The organism is Pseudonocardia acidicola (genome assembly GCF_012911935.1).
GTDB classification, from domain to species: Bacteria; Actinomycetota; Actinomycetes; order Mycobacteriales; family Pseudonocardiaceae; genus Pseudonocardia; species Pseudonocardia acidicola.
Genome location: NZ_JAAXLA010000065.1, coordinates 18,755 through 41,872, shown reverse-complemented (window position 1 = coordinate 41,872; position 23,118 = coordinate 18,755). Strand labels below are relative to the sequence as shown.

The 23,118-nt window shown below is 73.9% G+C and carries 26 protein-coding genes; 15 read left to right on the top strand and 11 right to left on the bottom strand.

Annotated features, from left to right (window positions below; all coding sequences use genetic code 11):
- Positions 1-187: 187 nt before the first annotated feature.
- Together bagB and bagA are read right to left on the bottom strand one after the other, a co-directional pair.
- Positions 188-1,381, bottom strand: a complete 1,194-nt coding sequence (gene bagB / locus HF526_RS26445; protein ID WP_169384279.1) for an ATPase BagB — start codon at positions 1,379-1,381, stop codon at positions 188-190.
- Positions 1,378-2,424, bottom strand: coding sequence for an ATPase BagA (bagA, locus tag HF526_RS26440; RefSeq protein WP_169384278.1), 1,047 nt, complete (start codon positions 2,422-2,424; stop codon positions 1,378-1,380). The genes bagB and bagA overlap by 4 nt, the downstream gene beginning before the upstream one ends.
- A 72-nt stretch (positions 2,425-2,496) precedes the next feature.
- On the opposite strand from bagA, the gene HF526_RS26435 reads away from it, so the two are divergent.
- The 4 genes from HF526_RS26435 to HF526_RS26420 are packed head-to-tail and all read left to right on the top strand — an operon-like array spanning position 2,497 to position 6,000.
- Entirely contained in the window at positions 2,497-2,679 is a 183-nt protein-coding gene (locus tag HF526_RS26435; RefSeq protein ID WP_169384277.1) for a Sp36 family protein, read from the top strand.
- Between the two features lie 5 nt (positions 2,680-2,684).
- Positions 2,685-3,146, top strand: a complete 462-nt coding sequence (locus HF526_RS26430) for a RidA family protein (protein ID WP_169384276.1) — start codon at positions 2,685-2,687, stop codon at positions 3,144-3,146.
- Positions 3,146-3,799 (top strand): hypothetical protein, encoded by a 654-nt coding sequence (locus tag HF526_RS26425; RefSeq protein WP_211177823.1) that lies wholly within the window; start codon positions 3,146-3,148, stop codon positions 3,797-3,799. The genes HF526_RS26430 and HF526_RS26425 overlap by 1 nt, the downstream gene beginning before the upstream one ends.
- A gap of 29 nt (positions 3,800-3,828) precedes the next feature.
- Positions 3,829-6,000, top strand: a complete 2,172-nt coding sequence (locus tag HF526_RS26420) for a hypothetical protein (protein WP_169384275.1) — start codon at positions 3,829-3,831, stop codon at positions 5,998-6,000.
- A 12-nt stretch (positions 6,001-6,012) separates the two neighbouring features.
- On the opposite strand, the gene HF526_RS26415 is transcribed toward HF526_RS26420, so the two are convergent.
- Entirely contained in the window at positions 6,013-6,900 is an 888-nt protein-coding gene (locus tag HF526_RS26415) for a Gfo/Idh/MocA family protein (protein WP_338051764.1), read from the bottom strand.
- Positions 6,901-6,995: 95 nt separating this feature from the next.
- Here HF526_RS26415 and HF526_RS26410 point away from each other — a divergent pair, with 95 nt between their 5' ends.
- Both HF526_RS26410 and HF526_RS26405 read left to right on the top strand, forming a co-directional pair.
- Positions 6,996-7,847, top strand: a complete 852-nt coding sequence (locus HF526_RS26410; RefSeq protein WP_211177822.1) for an NUDIX hydrolase — start codon at positions 6,996-6,998, stop codon at positions 7,845-7,847.
- A complete protein-coding gene (locus HF526_RS26405; protein ID WP_338051763.1) occupies positions 7,844-8,671 on the top strand; it encodes an MBL fold metallo-hydrolase in 828 nt (275 codons plus the stop codon). Before HF526_RS26410 ends, HF526_RS26405 begins: the two co-directional genes overlap by 4 nt.
- Positions 8,672-8,718: 47 nt before the next feature.
- Here HF526_RS26405 and HF526_RS26400 read toward each other — a convergent pair whose 3' ends face one another.
- Entirely contained in the window at positions 8,719-9,393 is a 675-nt protein-coding gene (locus HF526_RS26400; RefSeq protein WP_169384272.1) for a Crp/Fnr family transcriptional regulator, read from the bottom strand.
- A gap of 180 nt (positions 9,394-9,573) precedes the next feature.
- Entirely contained in the window at positions 9,574-9,828 is a 255-nt protein-coding gene (locus HF526_RS26395; RefSeq protein ID WP_169384271.1) for a hypothetical protein, read from the bottom strand.
- A gap of 290 nt (positions 9,829-10,118) precedes the next feature.
- Here HF526_RS26395 and nth point away from each other — a divergent pair, with 290 nt between their 5' ends.
- From nth to HF526_RS26375, 4 genes are read left to right on the top strand one after another with little or no spacing between them, the layout of a single operon-like run.
- Positions 10,119-10,835 carry an endonuclease III gene (gene nth / locus HF526_RS26390; RefSeq protein WP_169384287.1) on the top strand — a complete coding sequence of 239 codons (717 nt, stop codon included), beginning with the start codon at positions 10,119-10,121 and terminating at the stop codon, positions 10,833-10,835.
- Between the two features lie 7 nt (positions 10,836-10,842).
- Complete coding sequence (locus HF526_RS26385) at positions 10,843-11,541, top strand: TlpA family protein disulfide reductase (protein ID WP_239029170.1); 699 nt, start codon at positions 10,843-10,845, stop codon at positions 11,539-11,541.
- Positions 11,538-12,233: an NUDIX hydrolase gene (locus HF526_RS26380; protein WP_338051761.1), complete on the top strand. Its 696-nt coding sequence runs from the start codon at positions 11,538-11,540 to the stop codon at positions 12,231-12,233. The genes HF526_RS26385 and HF526_RS26380 overlap by 4 nt, the downstream gene beginning before the upstream one ends.
- Before the next feature lie 34 nt (positions 12,234-12,267).
- The gene (locus HF526_RS26375) at positions 12,268-13,464 is read left to right on the top strand and encodes a MarP family serine protease (RefSeq protein ID WP_169384270.1); all 1,197 of its coding nucleotides are present in this window, start codon (positions 12,268-12,270) and stop codon (positions 13,462-13,464) included.
- Positions 13,465-13,616: 152 nt separating this feature from the next.
- Here HF526_RS26375 and HF526_RS26370 read toward each other — a convergent pair whose 3' ends face one another.
- On the bottom strand, positions 13,617-14,897 hold the full coding sequence (locus tag HF526_RS26370) for an adenylosuccinate synthase (protein WP_169384269.1): 1,281 nt from the start codon (positions 14,895-14,897) through the stop codon (positions 13,617-13,619).
- 43 nt (positions 14,898-14,940) lie between these two features.
- Here HF526_RS26370 and HF526_RS26365 point away from each other — a divergent pair, with 43 nt between their 5' ends.
- Complete coding sequence (locus HF526_RS26365; RefSeq protein WP_338051760.1) at positions 14,941-15,642, top strand: hypothetical protein; 702 nt, start codon at positions 14,941-14,943, stop codon at positions 15,640-15,642.
- Positions 15,643-15,685: 43 nt separating this feature from the next.
- Here HF526_RS26365 and HF526_RS26360 read toward each other — a convergent pair whose 3' ends face one another.
- The 4 genes from HF526_RS26360 to fbaA all read right to left on the bottom strand — a co-directional run bounded on the left by HF526_RS26360 (position 15,686) and on the right by fbaA (position 19,233).
- Positions 15,686-16,360, bottom strand: coding sequence for a 1-acyl-sn-glycerol-3-phosphate acyltransferase (locus tag HF526_RS26360; RefSeq protein ID WP_169384268.1), 675 nt, complete (start codon positions 16,358-16,360; stop codon positions 15,686-15,688).
- 197 nt (positions 16,361-16,557) lie between these two features.
- Positions 16,558-17,709 carry an FUSC family protein gene (locus HF526_RS26355; protein ID WP_338051759.1) on the bottom strand — a complete coding sequence of 384 codons (1,152 nt, stop codon included), beginning with the start codon at positions 17,707-17,709 and terminating at the stop codon, positions 16,558-16,560.
- Between the two features lie 19 nt (positions 17,710-17,728).
- Entirely contained in the window at positions 17,729-18,142 is a 414-nt protein-coding gene (locus HF526_RS26350) for a DUF3151 domain-containing protein (RefSeq protein ID WP_211177820.1), read from the bottom strand.
- A gap of 56 nt (positions 18,143-18,198) precedes the next feature.
- Positions 18,199-19,233, bottom strand: a complete 1,035-nt coding sequence (gene fbaA / locus HF526_RS26345) for a class II fructose-bisphosphate aldolase (protein WP_169384267.1) — start codon at positions 19,231-19,233, stop codon at positions 18,199-18,201.
- A gap of 181 nt (positions 19,234-19,414) precedes the next feature.
- Between fbaA and HF526_RS26340 the strand changes: the two genes are divergently transcribed.
- From HF526_RS26340 to HF526_RS26325, 4 genes are all read left to right on the top strand, one after another.
- The gene (locus tag HF526_RS26340) at positions 19,415-20,017 is read left to right on the top strand and encodes a SigE family RNA polymerase sigma factor (protein ID WP_338051766.1); all 603 of its coding nucleotides are present in this window, start codon (positions 19,415-19,417) and stop codon (positions 20,015-20,017) included.
- A 12-nt stretch (positions 20,018-20,029) separates the two neighbouring features.
- The gene (locus tag HF526_RS26335) at positions 20,030-20,326 is read left to right on the top strand and encodes a hypothetical protein (protein ID WP_169384265.1); all 297 of its coding nucleotides are present in this window, start codon (positions 20,030-20,032) and stop codon (positions 20,324-20,326) included.
- Between the two features lie 28 nt (positions 20,327-20,354).
- The gene (locus tag HF526_RS26330; RefSeq protein WP_169384264.1) at positions 20,355-21,020 is read left to right on the top strand and encodes a VTT domain-containing protein; all 666 of its coding nucleotides are present in this window, start codon (positions 20,355-20,357) and stop codon (positions 21,018-21,020) included.
- Between the two features lie 135 nt (positions 21,021-21,155).
- Positions 21,156-21,812, top strand: a complete 657-nt coding sequence (locus HF526_RS26325) for a DedA family protein (protein WP_169384281.1) — start codon at positions 21,156-21,158, stop codon at positions 21,810-21,812.
- Between the two features lie 7 nt (positions 21,813-21,819).
- On the opposite strand, the gene HF526_RS26320 is transcribed toward HF526_RS26325, so the two are convergent.
- Complete coding sequence (locus HF526_RS26320; protein ID WP_169384263.1) at positions 21,820-22,890, bottom strand: glycoside hydrolase family 76 protein; 1,071 nt, start codon at positions 22,888-22,890, stop codon at positions 21,820-21,822.
- Positions 22,891-23,118 lie beyond the last annotated feature (228 nt).

Below are 23,118 nucleotides of genomic sequence, written 5' to 3'. Positions count from 1 at the left end.
CCCGCCCGCCGCCTCGCCGACCCGCTGGCCTGGACCGACTGGCGACGACGCCACCAACATCGAGCTCGCAGCAGCCACTACAAACGACGACCCGAGACATGATCACGATCTACGACTGGAGTACTAGCCGGGCGGGAGCGGGCCGGCGGCGTGGAGCGGGAGCTCCGGCCACCGGCCCGGCCGGCGGCTACGGAGCCGCCGTGACCGCCTCGGCCCGGTGGCCGGTCTCGGGCACCCCGCCGTGAGCCAGCCGGGAGCCGATCTCGCGCAGCCCGTCGAGGTCGGAGATGTCGCCGGCCACCGCCGGCACCCGGGTCACCCGGACCGCGGGGTGGGCGCCGGCGAACCGACTGAGCAGGCGGTTCTCCCGGTCGGCCAGGTCGACCCGGTCGGCGTGCAGCCGCAGCACCGCCGCGGCGAGCCTCGAGCCGTTGCCGTTGAGGTTCTCCGCGGCGTCGCGCGCCTTCGCCGCGGACAGCGGGGCCAGCACCGGGTGAGTCCGGTTGAGCACCAGCCCGGCCAGCGGCATGTCCTCGGCGGAGAGCCGGTCGACGAAGTACGCCGCCTCGCGCAGCGCGTCCGGCTCCGGCGCGGCGACGACCAGGAACGCGGTGCCCGGGGAACGCAGCAGCGCATAGGTCTTGGTGGCCCGCTCGCGGAACCCGCCGAACATCGTGTCGAAGGCCTGCACGAACGCCGACGCGTCGGCCAGCAGTGCACCGCCCAGGATCGTGGAGACGGCCTTGGAGAACAGCTGGAAACCGGCACCGACGATCTTGCGGATGCCCTTGCCACCGGCCCTGGCCGGTGAGGACAGCAATCGGATCATCCGGCCGTCGAGGAAGTTGGACATGCGCTGCGGGGCGTCGAGGAAGTCCAGCGCCGAGCGCGACGGCGGGGTGTCGACGACGACGAGGTCCCAGTCCCCGGTCGCCGTGAGCTGGCTCAGCTTCTCCATCGCCATGTACTCCTGCGTGCCGGAGAACGACGAGGAGATGGTCTGGTAGAAGGGGTTGGCGATGATCTTCTCGGCGCGCTCGGGATCGGCGTGCGCGTAGACCATCTCGTCGAAGGTCCGGCGCATGTCGAGCATCATCGCGTGCAGCTCGCCGCCGCCCGGGGCGCCGTCACCGGGCACGCCGGCCACCTCGTGCGGCTCGTTGCCCAGCTGGGTCAGCCCGAGCGCCTGGGCCAGCCGCTTGGCCGGGTCGATGGTGAGCACGACAGTCTTGCGGCCGCGCTCGGCGGCGCGCAGGGCCAGCGCGGCCGACGTGGTCGTCTTGCCGACACCACCGGAGCCGCAGCACACGATGATCCGGGTCTGCGGGTCGTCGAGGACCGCGTCGACGTCCAGTGGCGGCGGCGTTTTCAGGGCACTCATGACTGGGCAGGCACCCCGCTCGTGTGTGCTCCGCGTACCTCGACGCCCTGGTCCACCAACGCCTCCGCCAGCTCGTACAACGAGCCCAGATCGACCCCACCCAGCTGTTGAGGTAACTCGAGGCGGGGCAGTGGCTCGGCCGATTCGTCGTCCAGCCGGGCCAGCGCCGCGGCCTCGGCGTGCACCCGGACGGCGTGCTCCACGGTCTCGGCGACCAGGCCGTCGATCACATCCGGCCGCAGGTCCAACCCGGCCGCAGCCAGTCCGTTGCGCACTCTCGCGGCATCGACCCGGCCGTTGGCCGCCGACGCCACCGAGCGGTCGGGCAGCCACTGCTCCCGCACCCGGTTGATGATCACCGCGCCGGTCCGCAGGTCGGCCGCGGCCAGCTCGTGGACGGTCTCGAGCGTCTCGGTCATCGGAAGGTCCTCCAGCAGCGTGACCAGGTGCACCGCGGTCATCGGCGAGTGCAGCAGGCGCACGACACCCTCGGCCTGGGTGTGGATCGGTCCGGCCTTGGCGAGGTCGGCCATCGCCTTCGTCACGTCGAGGAAGCTGACGACCCGGCCGGTCGGCGGGGCGTCGAGCACGACGGCGTCGTAGACATAGCGCCCGTCAGCGCCGGTCCGGGTCACGCACTCCTTGACCTTGCCGGTGAGCAGCACGTCGCGCAGCCCGGGCGCGAGGGTGGTGGCGAACTCGATCGCGCCCATCCGGCGCAGCGTCCGCCCGGCCATCCCGAGCCGGTAGAACATCTCGAAGTACTCGAGCAGCGCCGCCTCGGCGTCGACCGCGAGCGCGCGGACCTCGCCGCCGCCGGGCGCCACCGCGATCTTGCGTTCCTCGTAGGGCAGCGGCGCGGTGTCGAAGACCTGGGCGATGCCCTGCCGTCCCTCGACCTCGACCAGCAGGGTCCGCTTCCCCCCGCCGGCCAGCGCCAACGCCAGCGCCGCGGCCGCCGTCGTCTTGCCGGTGCCACCCTTGCCCGACACCACGTGCAGGCGGACACCCGACAGCGCGGCGGGCCAACCGGTTGAGGTCACGACGACCAGCGTACGTACGCCACTCGTGGGCGGCCCGCCGGAACGGATGAGGCGAGCACTACAGTGCCCGCCATGACCTCACCCGGCGCGCCGGTCACCCGGTGGGAGTACCTCACCGCTCCGCTGCTGATCCACAACACCAAGGCGATCCTCGACAACTTCGGTCGTGACGGCTGGGAACTGGTCACCGTGATGGCGGGGGCGAGCCCCGAACAGCTGGTGGCGTACTTCAAGCGCCCGGTCCAGGGCGGCTGAGCGCGATGTCACCGTCGCCCAGCGGGCGCCTGCGTGAACTCGGCATCACGCTGCCGACGGTGGCCGCCCCGGCCGGGGCGTACATCCCGGCCCGGCGCTCGGGTTCACTGGTGTTCACCGCCGGCCAGGTCCCGTTCGTCGACGGCACGCTGGCCGCGACCGGCAAGGTCGGGGCCGAGATCGGGGCCGACGACGCCTACGGCCTCGCCCGCGTCTGCGCGCTCAACGCGCTCGCGGCCGTCGACGCCCTGGTCGGCATCGACGCGGTCGTCGGGGTCGTCAAGGTCGTGGGCTTCGTCGCCTCCGCACCGGGTTTCGGCGGTCAGCCCGCCGTGATCAACGGAGCGTCCGACCTGCTCGGCGAGGTGTTCGGCGCGGCGGGACAGCACGCGCGGTCGGCGGTCGGGGTCGCGGAGCTGCCCCTGAACGCACCGGTCGAGGTGGAGCTCATCGTGGAGGTGGCGTGATGACCGGCCCGGTCCCGACCGGCACCGCCGAGACCGGCCGGGCCGATACGGCGTGCCACGAACTGCTGCTCCGGCTGGCCGGGCGGCTGCCCGACGACCTGTTGTGGCGGCTGCGGGACTGGCTCGCCGTCGAGGGCCGCGCCGCAGTCAGCGCGACGCTGCCGCGTGCTCTGCTGCGCAACCGCGTCGGCCTCACCGACGCCGAACACGACCTGTTGATCGACGCCGTCGGCGGTTGGGGGGCGCCGCGCCGGCTGCTCGACGCGGTTCTCCCCGTGCACGCCGCCGACGACCCGTTCGTGCAGTTCCGGGCCGGCTCCGGCATCCCGGACCTGGCCGCGCTCAGCGTGCTCGCCGTGGTCCGCGGCCACACCGGCACCACCGAGCTGCGGCAGAGCTGGCGGGTCGACGGCCGTGGGGAGCAGCGCGTCGTCCTGGTGCTCGGGGCCGACCGGCCCTGGAAGCTGACCGGAACCCTGCAGCGGCTGCTGCGGGCCCACGGCGAGCGCACACCCTGCGTCGAGGTGCTGGCGTCGGGCTTCGACGCGCCCGCCTACCACCAGGCCGCGATCGTCGGATCCGCACGGTTCTGGGGCGCAACGGACATCCCGACCGTCACCGGGGGCCCCGCCGGCGCGTTAATCGGAACGTGACCTGGAGCGAGCTGAGCGAAGGAGGCCGCGTGACTGAGCCCGGTGCGCAGGCCCTGACCACGCACGAACTGCTGCTCGCTCTGGCCGGCAGAGTGGACGACGACCTGCTGGCCACCAGCCGGGAACTGGCCGCGATCGGTGAGGACGGGCAAGCCCTCGAGCTGCTGACCGCCACCTTGATCGCCGACCGGACCCCGCTCCCGCCCGAGGTCCGCAGGGCCGTCGTGACCGCAGGCCGCACCCTGCGCATCGGCCTCGACGCCGAACAGTCACTGCCCCGCCCCGCCCGTGAGAACGGCACCGCACACCGGTTCCAGGCCGACGCCGAACGGCCCGGCGGGTCCGCGCGGATCAATGAGGTGCTCACCGGCCCCGCCGCCCGCCAGCTCGGCGACTGCCGCATCTGGCTGACCTGGCGGATCACCCCCGCCGGCTCCGCGCCGGGCCCGGTGCCGCATCCGGTGGTGCTGGTGGAGATCGGCAGCGGCGGCCCGGACACCGGGATCGAGTCGCACACCACCGCCGACGTCCTCGCCTACCAGCTCGCCGCCACCCTCGACCGGGCCGGCGCGCGCGCCTCGGTGGAGGCGTTCGTGGCCGGGTCGACGCTGCCGGATTACCATGCCGAGGCCCTCCGCTCGGCACGGCCGGTGCCCACGACGCCGGCGAACGTTCCGCGGGCCACCGAGCGGGCCCGCCGGGGTGAGCCCACCCAGGCGGACCGGGGCCTCGGTGCGGCCCCGCCGGCACCGGCCGATGGTCTCGCGGCACTGCTCGGGTATCCCGACGACGACCGCCCGGCCCGCATCAACGGTTCCGCTGGTTCCGTGGCCGATCGGGCCGGCCTCGGCCGCTCCGGCGCCGTTCGCCCGGGCACCGACCGTCCCGCGGGCGATCGGGCCGACGCCCAGCAGCCCGACGTCGCGCGCCCCTGGGCCGACCAGCGTGGCACCGGGCCCACCGACGCCGAACAGCCGGCTGCAGACCGTGCCAGGAGCGGCCGGCGCAGCCGCAACGGCTACGCGGCCAACGGCCTCGCACACCGCGAGACCGCGCCCGAACGGACCGTGGAGCGCTCCGGGGCCACCCCCCGCCCGGCGCCGCAGCCCATCCGCCCGGCCGACGTGCCGCCGCTGGGCATCGTGCGCTCGCTCGACACCCCACCGCCCCGCCCCGCGGTGCCGCTCCGGCCCGCGCCCAGCCCGTCGCCGCCGGTCCGGCCCACTTCGGACGACGCCGCGCCCGCGGCGGCGGAGCAGCCCGATGAGGACGTGTCGGCGGTGTCGGAGACGACGCGCTTCGCGGCCCGTCCGCCCGCCGCGGCCCCGGCGGAGGACCCGAGCCCCACCGCCCGCCCGGCGGAACCGCCGGCCCCGGACCGGGACAGCACGCCGGCCGCGGCCGACGGGTCCCGGCCGACGCCGTCGCCGCGGCCGGCCGCCGAGACCGCCGACGACGAGAACGAGGACGAGAGCCACACCGACCCGCCGGTGCTCGCCGAGATGAACGACCCGCTCAGCGGACCGCTGCGCCAGCCGCTGCTCGATCCGCTGCTGGACCCGACCCTGGGGACGACGAACGTTCCGTCGGTATCGCCGGTGCCGTCGGCGCCCTCGGTGCTGACCCCGCTGCCGCAGCCCTCGCTGGAGGCCGACCGCGCCGCGGCCGACGAGCGCGGCCGCCGCTGGGCCGACGAGTGGGCCTCGGGGGCCTGGGCGATGCCGTCGGCGCTGCCCGGGGAGGGCCGCGACGCCGCCGACGAGGAGCCCGCGGATCATCGGCCGCCCCGCCCGGCGCCGCCCGCGGAGCCCCGCGCCCCGTGGACCGGACGGCGCCGCGCCCGGCACCGCTCCGACCCGGACACCGAGCAGGATCTCGACGCGACCGCCGTCACGCCGGCCGTGGACGAGCCCGCCGACGAGAGCGAGCCCGCGGCCGAGGCGGCGGCCGGCCCGGCGGCTGACTCGCCCGGCGAGTCGACGGCCGAGGGCGACGGCCCCGGTCCGGATGCGATGGCCGCGCTCAGCAGCACCGAACGCGAGCTGCTCCGTCAGTTGCACGCCGAGCTGGCCGCCCGCGAGCGCCGTCCCCGGTCGGCACGGCGGGCGGGGACGACCAACGGGTCGAACGGCACCGCGAACGGCAGCGCGAACGGTGTGACGCCGCCGCGCCGGATCGGACCGCCCGACCTGGCCGGCTGAACCCGCGCCGGTTCAGCCCGCGATCTCCCGGACCCGCTCGATGATCTCCTGCAGGTGCAGGCCGCGCGCGGCACCGTACGGGCTGCAGGACCGGCCGGTGGCCGCCGCGTCGACCAGCTCGTCCAGCAGCACGGCGTAGCAGGCCCGGGCGTCTCCCGGCCGGCTCGTCAGCAGGTGCCGGCCGGCGCCGCCGAACACGGCGATCTCCACCTCGGTGGGGTCCACCGGCAGCCGAGACGACAGCATGACGGTGCTGTGCGCACCTCCGGCGTGGGACAGCCCGAAGCGCCACAGGTCCGGGTCGGCGCGATGCGCCCAGTCCACGCCGGTCACCGCGCCGAGCGTGGCGTCGAGCAGGTCGATCACGTGCGGGCCGACGTCGAGCAGGGCGCCGTGCTCGGCCCGCCATGGCGACGCGGCGTACGGGCCGCCGAGCAGCGAACCCGACAGCCAGCGCATCGAGCCGACCGTGTCCGCCCCGGCGCCGGCCGGGATGCCGTCCAGCCAGGACCGGATCGTGGGATCGAAGCGCAGGGTCAGCATCATCGTCGAGTAGACCCCGGCCGCCTCGACCGCGGCGGCGACCGCCCGCGCCCCCGCCTGCGAGTCGGCCAGCGGCTTCTCCAGGATCAGGTGCCGGCCCGCCACAGCAGCCAGTGGCACCAGCTCGGCCTGCACCCCCGGCGGGACCGCGAAGGCCACCGCATCGACGTCGTCGACCAGGTCGGCGAACCGGTCGTACACGCGGCCGCCGGCATCGGCGACGAGTTGCTCCGCACTCTCCCGGCGGCGGCTCCAGACGCCGGCCAGCCGCACCCGGGGATGGGCGGCCATCCCGGCCGCGTGCACCCGCCTGGCCCACGGTCCGGCCCCGGCCAGGCCGATGCGCAGTTCGCTCACGCCGCCATCCTGCCCACCGGCCCGGGGCCGCCGGCGGGGCGTCAACGTGTCGTGGGTCACCGCGCCGTCGGCGGGCATGGCATATGGTCCGACAGGTGAGTACCGGGGGAGCCGCCGAGCCCGTCGTGCCGCGGCCCGCCGCGACCGTCCTGCTGCTGCGCGACGCCCCCGACGTTCCTGCGGGCGGCACACCGCTGCAGGTCTTCCTGCAACGCCGGGTCGCCGGGATGGCCTTCGCCGGCGGGATGACCGTCTTCCCCGGCGGTGGCGTCGACCCCGGCGACACGCCGGACCCGTCCCGCTGGGCCGGCCCCGACGCGCACTGGTGGGGACGGCGGCTCGTCTGCGAGCCGGAACTGGCCGGCGCGCTGGTGCAGGCCGCGGTCCGGGAGACGTTCGAGGAGTGTGGCGTGCTGCTCGCCGCGCCCCCCGGCGGGCGGACCACCGTTGACCCGGTGCTGGCCGGCGTGCTCTCCCAAGGCCGGGAGGACCTCGTCGCCCGCCGCCGCACCCTCGCGGATCTGCTGGCCGCGACCGGGTTGGTGCTGCGGGCGGACCTGCTGCACGCATGGGCCCGCTGGATCACCCCGCCGTCCAACCCGCGCCGCTACGACACGGTCTTCTTCACCGCCATCGTCCCCGCCGGGCAGGAGGCCGATGCCGCGACCACCGAGGCGGTCGAGGCGGGCTGGTGGCACCCGGCCGAAGCACTGGACCGCTGGCAGGACGGCGAGATCGAACTGATGGCGCCGACCCTGCGCACCCTGCAGCAGATCGCCGAGTTCCCGGACGCGGCGAGCGTGCACGCCGCGGCCGCGCGGCGCGTGGTCACCCCGATGATCCCCAAGGTGCGCCGGGACGGCAGCCGGATCGTCGTCGTGATCCCCGGCGACCCCGAGTACGCCAACGCCGTCGATCACCTCAGACCGGGAGGCCGCCGCCCGTGACCCCGCCGAACCACCCACTGCCCACGCCGGCCGGAACCGCCCATCCGGCCTACGGCGAGCTCCGCGCGGTGACCCCGCTGGCGTCGGTGCTGCTCGCGGAGAACCCGTCACCGATGACGCTGGAGGGCACCAACACCTGGGTCCTGCGCGCTCCCGGGGTGGAGGAATGCGTGGTGGTCGACCCGGGTGAGGACGACGAGGATCACCTGCGCCGGGTCGCCGCCCAGGGACCGGTGACGCAGGTGCTGCTGACCCATCACCACCACGACCACGCCGGCGGGGCGCGCCGGTTCGCGGAGCTGGTCGGTGCCCCGGTACGGGCGCTGGACCCGTCACTGGTGCTGGGTTCGGAGGCACTGGCGCACGGCGACGTCGTCGAGGCGGCCGGGCTGGAGATCAAGGTGCTGGCGACGCCCGGGCACACCGCCGACTCGATCTCGTTCGTGCTCGACGGTCCCGGGAACGAGCGGTCCACCGTGCTCACCGGGGACACCATCCTCGGCCGCGGCACCACGGTCATCGCGCATCCGGACGGGTCACTCGGCCCGTACCTGGACTCCCTGCGCCGGCTCGCCGCGCTGCCGACCGGCACCGCGGTGCTGCCCGGGCACGGGCCGGAGCTGGCCGACGCACCGGCCGTCGCCACGGCCTACCTGGCACACCGCGAGGAACGGCTGGAACAGGTGCGTGCGGCGCTGGCCCGGCTGGGGCCGGGGGCGACGGCACGGCAGGTCGTCGAGATCGTCTACGCCGACGTCGACCAGGTGCTGTGGCCCGCCGCGGAGTGGTCGGTCCGGGCGCAGCTGGAGTACCTGCGGGGATGAGTGGGCCGGCCGGGTCCGGCTTCGCGGACCGGGCCCCCGCAAGCAGGTCAGCGGGCGCGCCGCGCCAGCCGCTCGGGTTCCAGGATCAGCACGCTCTTGCCCTCGAGCCGCAGCCAACCGCGGTGCGCGAAGTCGGCGAGCGCCTTGTTCACGGTCTCCCGCGACGCCCCGACCAGCTGCGCGATCTCCTCCTGCGTGAGGTCGTGCGTCACCCGCAGCAGGCCCGACTCCTGGGAGCCGAACTGACGCGCCAGCTGCAGCAGCGACTTCGCCACCCGGCCGGGCACGTCGGTGAAGATCAGGTCGGCCAGCATGTTGTTCGTCCGGCGCAGCCGGCGCGCCAGCACCCGCAGCAGCTGCTCGGCGATCTCCGGGCGCTTGCCGATCCACTCACGCAGCGCCTGCCGGTCCATCGTGTAGGCCCGGACCTCGGTCACCGCGGTGGCCGACGACGTGCGCGGCCCCGGGTCGAAGATCGACAGCTCGCCGAACATGTCCGACGGACCCGCCACCATCAGCAGGTTCTCCCGACCGTCCGGCGACTTGCGGCCGATCTTCACCTTGCCGCTGCCGATGATGTAGAGCCGGTCGCCCGGCTCACCCTCTGAGAAAATAACGTGCCCGCGCGGGAACTCGGCCGGCTCCAGAGCCTGGGCCAGTACCTCCGCAGCCTGCGGCTCCACGCCCTGGAAGATCCCTGCGCGGATCAGAACCTCGTCCACAACCCCGCTCCTCGTCCATCCGACCGCCCCCCGCGACGGATCATCGGCGCGCCAGTCTAGGGGGTCGGAACCCGCCGCCCATGACGAGACGCGGGTCTATTCGTCCACCCGTTAGGGCGACGCCTCCGTGACTTAGGGTGAGATCGACACACGATCGGCCGGTCCACACCCCCTACTGGTCTAGGAGGATACCTTGCTCCGCCTCGCGGTCCGCCGGTTACCCGGTCCGCGGTCGCGCAACCGGAAGAGTTCCAGCGCGCGTGCGGTGCCCTGCCGGAACAGTGCGCGCACCTCGTCCGGCCGCGGCTGCTCGAGCAACTGGTCGAGCTCCTCCTGGCGCAGCGCCGCTTCCCGCATCCGGGACTCGACGCGCTCCATGCCGAGCGCGAAGAACATCACCAGCAGCGGCACGAGGACGGACAACCATGCAGTCATGTCGGCAGCGATGATTCCGCATTCCGGTCCGGGGCGAGCAGCGGGGGTGCCCGACGCGCCGGGCCGATACCCATTCGTGACCCTCCGGGACGCCGGACGCCCGGCTCCGCGCCAGGTGAGGGGTTCGCGCCGGGGGGCGGTCACGTCGCCGGCCGTCGGTGGCCGCACGTAGTCTCGACCCCGTGACGACACCCGCGCGGCCCCTCCCCGACCGGCGCAGCGCGGCCAAGCTCGCCGCCCGGGTCGCCGCCGGGGAGAGCAGCCTCGGCCGGGCCCGCCGCGTCGGACGCATGCTCCGTGCGCTGGCCGCCGCCTACCCCGACGCGCACTGCGAGCTCGACTTCAGCACCCCGCTCGAGCTGGCCGTCGCCACCATCCTCTCGGCGCAGTGCACCGACAAACGGGTCAACGAGGTCACGCCCGCGCTGTTCGCCCGCTACCCCACGGCCCTCGACTACGCGAAGGCCGATCGGGCCGAGCTCGAGGAACTCATCCGCCCCACCGGCTTCTTCCGCAACAAGGCCACCTCGCTGATCGGACTGGGCGCCGCCGTCGTCGAACGGCACGACGGGGTGCTGCCCGCGACGCTGGACGAGCTGGTGAAGCTGCCCGGGATCGGCCGCAAGACGGCCAACGTGATCCTCGGCAACGCGTTCGGCATACCCGGGATCACCGTCGACACCCACTTCGGCCGGCTCGTCCGGCGCTGGGGCTGGACCGACGAGCAGGACCCGGTGAAGGTCGAGCAGGCGGTCGGCGAGCTCGTCCCCAAGCGCGACTGGACGATGGTCTCGCACTACGTGATCTTCCACGGCCGGCGCGTGTGCCACGCCCGCAAGCCGGCCTGCGGCGTCTGCACGCTGGCGGCCGACTGCCCGGCCTTCGGCACCGGCCCGACCGATCCGGAACAGGCCGCCGCGCTGGTCAAGGGTCCCGAGGCGGCGCACCTGCTGGCGCTGGCCGGGCTCGGCGCCGCCGCGACCGAGGGGCCGGGCGGCGAGGAGTGAGGGCACGATGCTTCCCGTCCGCCCGACGGCGCGGGTGGGCGCGATGAACGCGAGCCGGTTGCGGGCGTTCCGGCCGGAGATCGTCACCACTGTCGTGGTGGTGGTGCTCGCCGTGGTCGCCGTCGTCGCGCTGTGGCCGCGGTCGTCCGCCCCGTCGGCACCGTCGGCACCGTCGGCCACGGCCACGGCCGCACCCAGCGCGAGCGAGGCCGAACTCGCCCCGCTGCGCGCCGCCGCGGCGCTGGAACCCTGCCCCGCCGCAACGGGCGCGGGCCGCGGACCGCTGGCCGGGGTCACCGTGCCCTGCCTGGGCGCGCCCGGCTCCGTGGACCTGGGCGCCGCGCTCGCCGGCCGCCCGGTGCTGCTCAACGTCTGGGCCTCCTGGTGTCAGCCCTGCCGCGCCGAGCTGCCGGTGCTGGCCGAGTACGCGGCCCGGCCCGGGGCGGTTCCGGTCGTCGGGGTGGACGTCCGCGACGACCCCCGGTCCGCGCTGAAGCTGCTCGCCGGCATCGGGGTGCGGCTGCCCTCGGTCACCGACCCGGACGATGCGCTGCGCTCCGCGCTGAACCTGCCGCCCGCGCTGCCGGTGAGCTACCTGGTGCGCGCCGACGGCAGCGTCGCGATGGTCGACCCGCCGGTGCCGTTCCATGCCGCCGACGACGTCGTGGCGGCCGTCGAACGCCTCAGCGCCGGGACCGCCCGGTGAGCGCCGCACAGCTACGCCCCGAGCGGGCCCCGGACTGGTTGCACGAGCTGCTGGAGGGCGTCCGCGATGTCGACGCCGCCATGCTCAGCCGGCACCGCGTGCGACCGCCCGCCGACGGCCGGCGCGCCGCGGTCCTGATGCTGTTCGGCGACGGCCCGGACGGGCCCGACGTGCTGCTCATGGAGCGGGCCGCCACCCTGCGCAACCACGCAGGGCAGGTGGCCTTCCCCGGTGGCGGCATCGATCCGGCCGACGCCGGGCCGGTCGCCGCAGCGCTGCGCGAGGCCGAGGAGGAGACCGGGCTGGACCCGTCGGGTGTGGTGCCGCTGACCCTGCTACCCGACCTGTTCATCCCGCCCTCGGGTTTCGTGGTGACCCCGGTGCTCGCGCACTGGGAACGGCCAGTGGCCGTCCGCGCGGTCGACGTGGGGGAGACCGCGCGGGTCGTGCGGGTGCCGATCACGGCGCTGGCCGATCCTGCGAACCGGTTGCAGGTGAATCATCCGTCGGGCTACATCGGCCCCGCGTTCAGCGTGGCGGGCCTCCTCGTGTGGGGTTTCACCGGGGGCCTATTGTCCGCGCTGTTGCATCTAGGGGGATGGGAACGGCCCTGGGACAGGTCCCGGGTCGACGACCTGGGCGAAGCATGGTCCGCCGCCCGGGCCGGCAGGCAGGAGGTCGCTGGATCATGACTGCGCCCTTCCCCGGACGTGCATCATGAGCTGGATGAGCTGGGTGGACGTCCTCGTCGTCGTGCTCGCGCTGATCGCCGGTGTGTCCGGCTGGCGGCACGGCATGGCGGTGGCACTGTTGAGCTTCGTCGGAGTACTCGGCGGGGCGATCCTCGGCGTCCGGCTGGCGCCGCTGCTCGTTCAGAACATCCAGGCACAGAACACGCGGGTCATCGTCAGCGTGGTCGTCGTCGTGCTGCTGGTCGCGCTCGGCGAGACCACCGGGGTGTTCTTCGGCCGCCGGATCCGCGACAAGATCACCGGCGAGCGCACGCTCAAGATCGACTCGGCGCTGGGGGCGGTGCTGCAGGCCTTCACCGTGGTGATCGCGGCCTGGCTGGTCGCGCTGCCACTGGCCTCGGCGAGCTTCCCCGGGCTGGCATCGAGCGTGCGCGGCTCGGAGGTGTTGCAGGGCGTCGACTCGGTGATGCCGGCCGACGCCCGCAAGCTGCCCGCGGAGCTGCGCCAGCTGCTGGACAACTCCGGCTTCCCCGACGTGCTCAGCCCCTTCGCGCAGACCCCGATCACCGCGGTCGGCCCGCCGAACCCGGCGCTGGCGAGCAGCGCGATCGTGCAGGACGTCGAGGGCAGCGTGCTCAAGGTCCGTGGGCGGGCGCCGTCGTGCTCCCGGCAGCTGGAGGGCTCCGGGTTCGTCATCGGCCCGCAGCGGGTCATGACGAACGCGCACGTGGTGGCCGGCACGTCGGAGACCACGGTCGAGGTGGTCGGCCGCAACGGCCGGACCCGGGACCTGCGGGCCACGGTCGTGTCCTACGACCCGGAGGTCGACGTCGCGGTGCTCGCGGTGCCCGACCTGCAGGCCCGGCCGCTGCAGTTCGTGCCGGACCCGGCGAAGGTCGGCGACGACGCGATCGTGCTCGGCTATCCGCTCGACGGCCCGTACACCGCGACCTCCGCGAAGATCCGCGACCGCATCCAGCTGCGCGGGCCGGACATCTACGACAGCGGCACGGTGACCCGCGACGTGTACACGGTTCGCGCCGTGGTGCGCTCCGGGAACTCGGGCGGGCCGATGATCTCGCCGGACGGACAGGTCATCGGGGTGGTGTTCGGCGCCGCGCTGGACGACTCCGAGACCGGCTTCGTGCTCACCGCCCAGCAGGTCGCCGCCGCGCTGAACAACTCCGAGGGGCTCACCCACCGGGTGGACACCGGATCCTGCGCCGCCTGAGGCCGTATCAGCGCCCGTAACGGGCGCTCCTACTGGTGGGCGCGGCGGGCCGGAGGGGTGCTCGCCGGCCCGGGCGCTGGATGGCCTGCACAGACACGAACGGCACCTCCGGTCGGACTCGACCGGAGGTGCCGTTCGTGAGGGCGGGCGGGTCAGACGTCCCGGGTGATCGTCTCGTCCCGGCCGGGGCCGACACCGATGGCCGAGACCGGCGCGCCGGTGAGCTCCTCGATGCGCTGCACGTAGGCCCGCGCGTTGGCCGGCAACTCCTCGAATGCCCGGCACCCCGAGATGTCCTCGAACCAGCCGGGCAGCTCCTCGTAGACCGGCAGCGCGTGGTGCACGTCGGTCTGGGTCATCGGCATCTCGTCGACGCGCTTGCCGTCGACCTCGTAGGCCACGCAGACCGGCACCTTCTCCAGCCCGGACAGCACGTCGAGCTTGGTGAGGAAGAAGTCGGTGATGCCGTTGACCCGGGCGGCGTAGCGGCCGATCACCGCGTCGAACCAGCCGGTGCGCCGCGCCCGCCCGGTGGTCACCCCGACCTCACCGCCGACCTTGCGCAGGTGCTCGCCCATCTCGTCGAGCAGCTCGGTCGGGAACGGCCCGGAGCCGACGCGGGTGGTGTAGGCCTTGAGGATCCCGATCACGCGGGTGATCCGGTTCGGGCCGATGCCCGAGCCCACCGCGGCGCCGCCCGCCGTCGGGTTCGACGAGGTCACGAACGGGTAGGTGCCGTGGTCGACGTCGAGCAGGGTGCCCTGCGAGCCCTCCAGCAGCACGGTCTCGCCGGCCTCGAGGGCCTGGTTGAGCAGCAGCCGGGTGTCGGCGATGCGGGAGGCGAACTTCTGGCCGTGCGCGAGCACGGTGTCGACCACCTCGTCGACGTCGAGGGCGCGCCGGTTGTAGACCTTGACCAGCACCTGGTTCTTGTAGGCCAGGGCGGCCTCGACCTTCTGGTGCAGGATCTTCTCGTCCAGGACGTCGGCCGCCCGGACGCCGACCCGCGCGACCTTGTCCTGGTAGGCCGGCCCGATGCCCCGGCCGGTCGTCCCGATCTTGGACTTGCCGAGGAACCGCTCGGTGACCTTATCGATCGCGATGTGGTACGGCATGATCAAGTGGGCGTCGGCCGAGATCAGCAGGCTGCTGGTGTCGACACCGCGGTCCTCGAGGCCGGACAGCTCCTCGAGCAGCACCCCTGGGTCGACCACGACCCCGTTCCCGATGACGTTCTTGGCGCCGGGGGTGAGGATCCCGGACGGAATGAGGTGCAGGGCGAAGTTCTCGCCGTTGGGTAGCACGACGGTGTGGCCGGCGTTGTTACCTCCTTGGTAACGCACCACCCACTGAACGTGACCGCCCAACAGGTCGGTCGCCTTGCCCTTGCCCTCGTCGCCCCACTGGGCGCCGATCAGCACGATCGCCGGCATGTGAAACTCCACTCCTGGCTGCGGCGAGAGGTTAACCGATCAGGTGAGCTCGATCGATTCGGATGTGGTGCTGCTGACCTGCCGTGGTGGCGGGTCGAGGCGCCGTTTCCCGTTCCACGGTATCCGTCCCACGTCCCGGCCCGCCCGGGTGCCCGCCGTTCCGGCCCAGGTGCCGGTCGTCGAGCTACCCCCGGACCCGGGCCGCGGCGACATCGACCCGGTGCTGAGCGAGCACCGGCCACGGCGGCTGATCGTGGCCGGGCAGGACGCCGACCTGGGCGCGGTGCTGCTGCGGCTGCTGCGCACCGAACGCCTGGAGTCGGTCGAGGTGGCGTACCTGCCGGCGTCGCGGTCGTCGGCCGCGGCCGCCGCCTGGGGGCTGCCGACCGACCCGGCGGCCGCCGCCGCGCTCGCGCTGGACGGCACGGCCACGCCGATGCCGCTGATCCGCGACGACGCCGGCGGGGTGCTGGTGGGCCGCGGCGAGATCCTCGGGCTGCAGGGCGAGGCCTACTGCGACGACACCCTGGTGCTCCGTTCCCGGGTGCGGCGGCTCGTGGTCACCCCCGGGCCCGGCGGAGTGACGGTGCAGGCCACCCGCGGCGTGCGGGCGGCCACCGGGCGGGCCGTGCAGGTGGGTTGCGTGTCCGCCACAGCGGTCGTCGACGGTCGGGAGCACCCGCGGCCGGTGACCCGGTGGACCTGGTACCGCCACCTCGCCGACTGGCGCCTGGTGCGGCCGTGAGAATTCCCACGTCCGCCGGTCTCGGCGACGACCCGCGCCACCGTCAGGCGGCGGCGCCCTCACCGGGACGGCGGTGGTAGCGGTCCACGTACTCCTGCCCGGAGAGTTCGGCGATCGCGTCCATGATCTCGTCGGTCACCGCGCGACGGATCACGGCGGAGCTCTCCAGGCCCTCGTAGCGGGAGAAGTCCAGTGGTTCACCGAAGACCACGGTGATCGGCGCGATCCGCGGGATCCGGGTGCCGATCGGTTGCACCTTCTCGGTCCCGATCAGCCCGACGGGCACCACCAGCGCGCCGGTGCCCAGCGCGAGGGCGGCGACTCCGGTGTGGCCGCGGTGCAGCCGCCCGTCGCGGGAGCGGGTGCCCTCCGGGTAGATGCCGAACGCGCCGCCGGCCTCGAGCACCCCGCGCCCCGCGTCGAGGGCAGCCAGGCCGGCCTTCGCGTTGCCGCGGTCGACGGGCACGTAACCCAGAGCGGTCAGGAACCGCGCCACCAGTCGTCCCTTGGGCCCGGTGCCGGTGAAGTACTCGGCCTTGCCCAGGAACGACACCGGGCGCGGCGTGACGATGGGGATCACGGCGGTGTCGACGGCGGCGCGATGGTTGGCGGCCAGGATCACCGGCCCGGTGCGCGGGATCCGGTCCGCGCCACGCACGGTGGGACGGTAGATCAAGCGCACGAGCGGGGCCAGGAACCACCTGATCAGCAGGTGCACACGTCACCTCCGGGTCGCGATGAGACGGTGTGACAAGCCTGGCACGACCCGGTGCGGATGGCGTGTGATCCGTGATGCGATTCCGGGTCCGGTCGGTGTCGGCCGGGTTACGGCGATCACGGTGGCGGGCGGGTCGTCCGGTTGCGGCGCGTCCGGGCGGGTCGGGAACTCGTCCGGTGCCGCGAGCGGGCGTGGCGTCAGGCCTCCGCCGCGGGGCTGTCGGAACGATCGGGCTCGCCGTCGCCGCGCAACGCGGCCCGGGCCTCGTCCCGCGGCATCCCGCTGCCCTGCAGCAGGTCCATCGCGATCGAGCGCGCCTGGGCCGCCATCATCTGCTCGGAGGGCGTGAGCCCGTCGGTCCTCCTCCCGGACAGCACGTCGGAACCGCGCACCGCGTCGATCACCGGGCCGCGGGCCCGGCTGCGGTCGCCGTCGACGCCGAGCTCGCTGCTCAGCTTGCCGACCGCGGTCGCGAGCTCGGTCATGGCGTCGGGCAGCGCATCGGTCGCCTGCTCCCCGTCACCGAGTGCGGTGTACGCCCGGCGGGCGAGGACCCGGGCGTTGCGCAACGCGTAGTCGGCGCGCTCGGCCACCTCGGCGTAGTCGCCGAGCATCCGCCGTCGCGGGCGGTAGAGCGGGGCGATCGCGGTGACCTCGCGGCCGGACTTCAGCGAAGCCCGCACCGCGTCGACCAGCGGCTGGCCCTGCCGGGCCCGGCGCAGCGCCCGCCCGGCCGCGTCCACGTCCCGGTTGCGCAGCGCCTCCGCGATGCCCAGCAGCACCGTGGCGAGCTCGTCGAGAACGGCGCGGGTCTCGCGGCGGACCGGGCCGACCGGGTCGGCCGGCAGCACCGCGGCCACCAGGAACCCGACCGCGCCGCCGACGAGCGCGTCCACGCAGCGGTCCAGGCCGCCGGAGTTCCCGGGCGGCAGCAGCGTCGCCACCAGCACGGCCGACGACGCGGCCTGCGCCACGAACAGCGCTCCGCCGTCGGCGAACACCGCCACCGCCATGGCCAGTGCCACGACCAGCACCAGCTGCCACGAGCCGGTGCCGATCTGGGAGATCAGCAGATCACCGACCAGCACACCGAGACTGACCCCGACCACGAGCTCGACCATCCGGCGTACCCGCCGTTGCCCGAGCGAGACCCCGAGACAGATCACCGCCGCGATCGGGGCGAAGAACGGGGTCGGGTGCCGGAGCAGGTTGTGCGCCACGTACCAGGCCAGACCGGCCGCCACCGCGCACTGCACGATGGGCAGCGCCGACACCCCCAGCCGGCGGGTGCGCAGCGCCAGCGCGTCGCGCAGACGGCTTCGCCCGGGCGGCGACGACCTGGTGGTCACGGCACGGTCCCGGGGGCGATCAGGTCAGGCCGAGCGCGGCGGCGGCTTCCGGGTCGGAGTCGGCCAGGAAGGTGCGGCACCGCTGCACCTCGTCGGTCTCGCCGATGCCCTCGGCCGCCCGCAGCAGCGCGGCCAGCGCGCGCAGGAACCCGCGGTTGGGCTCGTGCGCCCACGGGATCGGGCCGAAACCCTTCCAGCCGGAGCGGCGCAGCTGGTCCAGGCCGCGGTGGTAGCCGGTGCGGGCGTAGGCGTAACCGGCGACGGTCTGCCCGTCGGCCAGCGCACGCTCCGCCAGCGTGGCCCACGCGGTGCTCGACGCCGGGTGGGCCGCGGCCACCGCGGCCGGGTCGGCGCCGCCGTCCAGCTCCGCGGCCGCCGGGTCGACCGGCAGCATCGTGGGGTCGGGACCGAGCAGGTTGCCGTGCAGAGACATGCGTGCATCCTGCCCCGGAACCCGCGGCGGTGCGCCGCGGGCCCGGTGGGCGGACCTCAGCCGGCCAGCATCCGGCCCGCGGAGCGCAGGTTCTCGCAGGCCTGCACGACACGGTCGCCCATGGCGACCTCGCCGAGCTTGCCGTAGCTGCGCGGGTCGTAGGTCTTCTTGTTGCCGACCTCGCCGTCGATCTTCAGCACGCCGTCGTAGTTCTTGAACATGTGGTCGGCGATCGGCCGGGTGTAGGCGTACTGCGTGTCGGTGTCCACGTTCATCTTCACCACGCCGTAGCTCAGCGCCTCGTGGATCTCCTCGAGCAGCGAGCCGGACCCACCGTGGAAGACCAGGTCCAGCGGCTTGGAACCCGGCGGCAGGCCGAGCTTGCGCGCGGCGACCTCCTGGCCCATCTTCAGGATCTCCGGGCGTAGCTTGACGTTGCCGGGCTTGTAGACCCCGTGCACGTTGCCGAAGGTCGCGGCCAGCAGGTAGCGGCCCTTCTCCCCGGCGCCGAGCACCTCGACGGTCCGCTCGAAGTCGGCATCGGTGGTGTAGAGCTTCTCGTTGATCTCGTTGGCGACGCCGTCCTCCTCACCACCGACGACGCCGATCTCCACCTCGAGGATGATCCGCGCCTTGTGGGCCTGCTCGAGCAGCTCGGCGGCGATCTGCAGGTTCTCCTCCAGCGGCACCGCGGACCCGTCCCACATGTGCGACTGGAACAGCGGGTTCTCGCCCATCGCGACCCGCTCCTGGCTGATGTGCAGCAGCGGCCGCACGAAGTTGTCCAGCTTGTCCTTGGGGCAGTGGTCGGTGTGCAGCGCGACGTTGACCGGGTACTTGGCCGCGACGACGTGCGCGAACTCGGCGAACGCCACAGCCCCGGTGACCATGTCCTTGACCTTGGTCCCGGAGAGGAACTCGGCCCCGCCGGTGGAGACCTGGATGATCCCGTCGCTCTCCGCCTCGGCGAACCCGCGCAGTGCCGCGTTGAGCGTCTCCGAGCTCGTCACGTTGATCGCCGGGAAGGCGTACTCACCGGCCTTGGCGCTGTCCAGCATCTGGTTGTAGATCTCGGGGGTGGCGATCGGCATGGTGTCGGCCTCCTCGATGTCCGCGGCTTTCGCGGGCCAGTATCCCGCACCCGGTTCCGGATACCCCCCGCTGACGCAATCGGACGCAGATAAGGTGACCCGGGTGACCCGAGCCTGCGAGGTCACCGTCCGCGGCGGTGCCGCCGGGCACGGCGCCGACGAGCGTCAGCAAGGAGGGGGCGTGGCCGTCGACGGGATCGAGCACACCGTCGAGCAGACGTTGAGCAGGCTGCGCAGGCTGGACACCCGTCCGGACCCGGCCGCGCCGGCTCCCGCGCCGCAGCAGGACCACACCGCACCCCGCACCCTCGCGGACCTCTACCGCGACCACCGGATGCGACTGGTCCGGCTGGCGATCCTGCTCGTCGACGAGCCGAGCACGGCCGAGGACGTCGTGCAGGAGGCCTTCGCCGGATTGCACCGGCACTGGTCCGGGCTGCGTGACGAGGCCGCGGCCGTCGGCTACCTGCGCACCGCGGTGGTCAACGGATCCCGCTCGGTGCTGCGCCGCCGGCGCACCGCCCGCGACTACGTCCCGCCGCACCAGGTCACCGCGCGCTCCGCGGAGTCGCTGGCCATGCTCTCCGCCGAGCACCAGGCGGTGGTCGACGCGCTGAGCACGCTGCCACCACGGCAGCGCGAGGTGCTGGTGCTGCGCTACTACGGCGGGCTGTCCGAGGCCGAGATCGCCGAGGCGACCGGGATCAGCCGGGGAACCGTGAAGTCGACGGCCAGTCGCGCGCTGGACACGGTGGCCCGGGTGATGGCCGGGCGTGCCGGGTGACAATGGCGGGCGATGAGCTCGATGAATGACCCCGAGCAGCGCCTGGCCGAGGCGCTGCGGGCCCGGGCGAGCCAGGCCGGCTGGGCGGCCGCCGCGGCGCCGCCACCGCACCAGGCCGCCGGTGTCCGGCCGGCCGGGTCGCGCGTCGCCCGGACCGGCGGCACCCACCCGCGCCCGGAGCCGTCACGCTCACCGCGGGCTCAGGTGGGGTGGGCACTGCTGGTCGCGTTCCTGGCCGGTGCGGTGCTCGGCTGCGCGATCGCGTTGCTCTCGGTGCTGGCGCCGGGAGTGCTGCCCCCGCTCGGATGACCGTCCGGGACCGGTACCGTCGTCTACCGTGACGCATCTCGCCACGAGCACCCTCGCACTCGGCCCGGAGTGGCTGAAGCCCGACACGATCATCCAGTGGCTGGGCCCGTGGGCGCTCGTCGGCCTCGCGCTCATCGTGTTCGCCGAGTGCGGCCTGCTGCTCGGCTTCTTCCTGCCCGGCGACTCGCTGCTGTTCACCGCGGGCCTGTTCGTCGCCAGCGGGGCGATCAAGACCCCGCTGTGGCTGGTCGCGCTGATCCTGGTGGCCGCCGCGTTCGCCGGGAACGCCGCCGGCTACTGGATCGGCCGCAAGGCCGGGCCGGCCATCTTCGACCGGCCGCAGTCCCGGCTGTTCAAGCCGCAGCACGTGCTGAAGACCCAGGAGTTCTTCGACAAGTACGGCAACCGCGCCATCGTGCTCGGCCGGTTCGTGCCGATCGTGCGCACGTTCATCACCGTGATGGCAGGCGTCGGGCGGATGCAGCCACGCCGCTACCTGAGCTACTCGCTGATCGGCGGCGTGGCGTGGGCGGCCGGCGTCACCGTGCTCGGCTACTTCCTGGGCCAGTTCGACTTCGTCAAGAACAACATCGAGCTGATGCTGGTCCTGGTGGTGGCGCTGTCCGTGATCCCGATCGTCGTCGAGGTGATCCGGGCCCGGCGCTCAGGCCACCGTCCCGCATCCGCCGGCTAGTCCGTCCGTTAACGAGACAGCGATTCCGGTCGACTGGACTGGTACCTACCCTGGAGTCCTGTGACCACGACGTCGGCCCTCGCGGCCGTCCCCCTGTACCTCGCCGAAGGGCCGTTGCACGCCGCCGGCCCGGCGATGGTGTGGATCGTGGTCCTGGCCTTCGTGTTCCTGGAGTGCGCGTTCATCATCGGGCTGTTCCTGCCCGGTGACTCGCTGCTCATCGCGGCGGGGGTGGTGCTGGCCCAGCACGGCCACGAGGGCCGGGCGTGGACGCTGGCGATCACCGCCGCGATCGTCGCGGTGATCGGCAACCAGGTCGGCTACCTGGTCGGCCGCTACACCGGGACCCGGATCCTCGCCCGCAAGGACGGCAAGATCCTCAACCGGGCCAACCTGCGACGGGCCACCGCGTTCTTCGACCGCTGGGGCTTCTGGTCGATCGTCGTGGCGCGCTGGGTGCCGTGGGTGCGCACGCTGGCCCCGATGATCGCCGGGGCGGCCCGGATGGACAACCGCCGCTACATCCTGGCCAACGCCGTCGGCGCGATCATCTGGGTGCCGACATTGATGATGCTCGGTTTCTACGGCGCCGGATTGCTGGACGCGATCCCGTGGCTGAAGACGGCGTCCACGGTGGGGACCATCGCGTTCTTCGTCGTCGGCACCGGCTACGGGCTCTACCGGTACCGGCAGGAGATGCGCCGCCCGGTGGACGAGGGCGAGCCGCCGGTCGAGAAGGGACTGGCCGAGGGCTCGACGCCGCGGGCCGTGCGCGGCGACGCAGCGTGCTGAGCGCCGCTCATCCCGGCTGCCCGGCGCGCTCCAGGTCCGCGGCCGCTTCGAGCAGCATCCACCCGGACAGCTGCACCGACAGGTCGGCCTCGGGGTCGCTCTGGATGGGGCGCCGCGCCGGGCGCCGCCAGTCCGGCGCGAACACCGGTCCTTCCGCCGGCTCGGCCCGGCCGTCCCAGGCCGCTTCCGCGCTGGCCAGCACGATCCGGCGTGCGGCGGAGGCCAGTTCGGGCCGCCGACCCGCGGCATCGGTCAGGTAGCGGGCCAGGATGCCGTTGAACAGCCCGCCGTCCCCGCCGTCGTCGTAACCCGGGATGACCCCGTCGGGACCGGCCAGCCGCGTGCTGACCGCGTCGAGCAGCGCCGCCGCCCGCGCCGCCCACCGGTCGTCCCCGTCCCGCTCGGCCAGCTCGACACACGCGCCCAGGTAGACGCCCTGGCAGTAGGTGTAGACGGTCGCCTCGACCGCGCGCACCGCCCCGTCCGGATCGACCCGGACCCCGTCGCGGACCAGCCCGGTATCGGGGTCGACGAGGGTCGCGGCCATCCAGTCGGTGATCGACGCGGCCAGCTCCACCCGGCCCTCGCGGGCCAGCAGGATCGCGGCCGGGCCGTTGGCCGGGGCGTTCTTGAAGTCGTCGCCGCGGCGCCACCAGATCCCACCGCCGCCGTGGTCGGTCCACCCGGCACGCAGCTGCGCGGACACCGCGGCCAGCGCGCGCGGCCCGGAGCGGGGTCCCAGCGCGCCGGCGCGTTGCACCGCGAGGCCGAACCAGGCGATGTCGTCGTAGTAGGCGTTGGTCCAGCGGCCACCGTTGCGCAGCCGCAGGGTGCGGGCCAGCGCGGCGATGTTCGCGGCGCGCCGCGGCGAGGGTGCGCGCAGCTCGGCGTCGACGAGGCAGTCCAGCAGGTGGGCCTGCCACCAGTAGTGCCACGGCCAGGGGCGGATCGGCAACGGCCGGGGCCACCGGATGCGGCCGATCCGGGTTCCCGGCAGCACCCCGGCGAGCCGGCGCAGGTGACGGCGGGTGACAGCCTGCTCCGCGAGCGCCGCCCGATCCCGCCATTCCCCCGTCATGCCCGCGATCATCGCATCGTTCCCGTCGCCGGCGCCCCGTCGTACCGTGCCCCGGCTCACCCGTCATGGCCGAATCCGAGGGCTCCCCGTCGTTGACGCCGCACGGCACCCCGGCCACCGTCAAGGCGTGCGCCCCCACCGCGTCCTGATCCCACTGTTCGACGGCGTCCAGCCGCTCGACGTGCTGGTGCCCGGCGGCCCCGGAGCGCGCCGGGCCGACCCCGCCCT

Bases quoted from the DNA above. Each gene is read 5' to 3' on its own strand.
- bagB (WP_169384279.1), bottom strand. From the start codon at position 1,381: ATGAGTGCCCTGAAAACGCCGCCGCCACTGGACGTCGACGCGGTCCTC.
- HF526_RS26435 (WP_169384277.1), top strand. From the start codon at position 2,497: ATGACCTCACCCGGCGCGCCGGTCACCCGGTGGGAGTACCTCACCGCT.
- HF526_RS26430 (WP_169384276.1), top strand. From the start codon at position 2,685: ATGTCACCGTCGCCCAGCGGGCGCCTGCGTGAACTCGGCATCACGCTG.
- HF526_RS26425 (WP_211177823.1), top strand. From the start codon at position 3,146: ATGACCGGCCCGGTCCCGACCGGCACCGCCGAGACCGGCCGGGCCGAT.
- HF526_RS26395 (WP_169384271.1), bottom strand. From the start codon at position 9,828: ATGACTGCATGGTTGTCCGTCCTCGTGCCGCTGCTGGTGATGTTCTTC.
- nth (WP_169384287.1), top strand. From the start codon at position 10,119: ATGCTCCGTGCGCTGGCCGCCGCCTACCCCGACGCGCACTGCGAGCTC.
- HF526_RS26385 (WP_239029170.1), top strand. From the start codon at position 10,843: ATGCTTCCCGTCCGCCCGACGGCGCGGGTGGGCGCGATGAACGCGAGC.
- HF526_RS26375 (WP_169384270.1), top strand. From the start codon at position 12,268: ATGAGCTGGGTGGACGTCCTCGTCGTCGTGCTCGCGCTGATCGCCGGT.
- HF526_RS26370 (WP_169384269.1), bottom strand. From the start codon at position 14,897: ATGCCGGCGATCGTGCTGATCGGCGCCCAGTGGGGCGACGAGGGCAAG.
- HF526_RS26350 (WP_211177820.1), bottom strand. From the start codon at position 18,142: ATGTCTCTGCACGGCAACCTGCTCGGTCCCGACCCCACGATGCTGCCG.
- fbaA (WP_169384267.1), bottom strand. From the start codon at position 19,233: ATGCCGATCGCCACCCCCGAGATCTACAACCAGATGCTGGACAGCGCC.
- HF526_RS26335 (WP_169384265.1), top strand. From the start codon at position 20,030: ATGAGCTCGATGAATGACCCCGAGCAGCGCCTGGCCGAGGCGCTGCGG.
- HF526_RS26325 (WP_169384281.1), top strand. From the start codon at position 21,156: ATGGTGTGGATCGTGGTCCTGGCCTTCGTGTTCCTGGAGTGCGCGTTC.
- HF526_RS26320 (WP_169384263.1), bottom strand. From the start codon at position 22,890: ATGACGGGGGAATGGCGGGATCGGGCGGCGCTCGCGGAGCAGGCTGTC.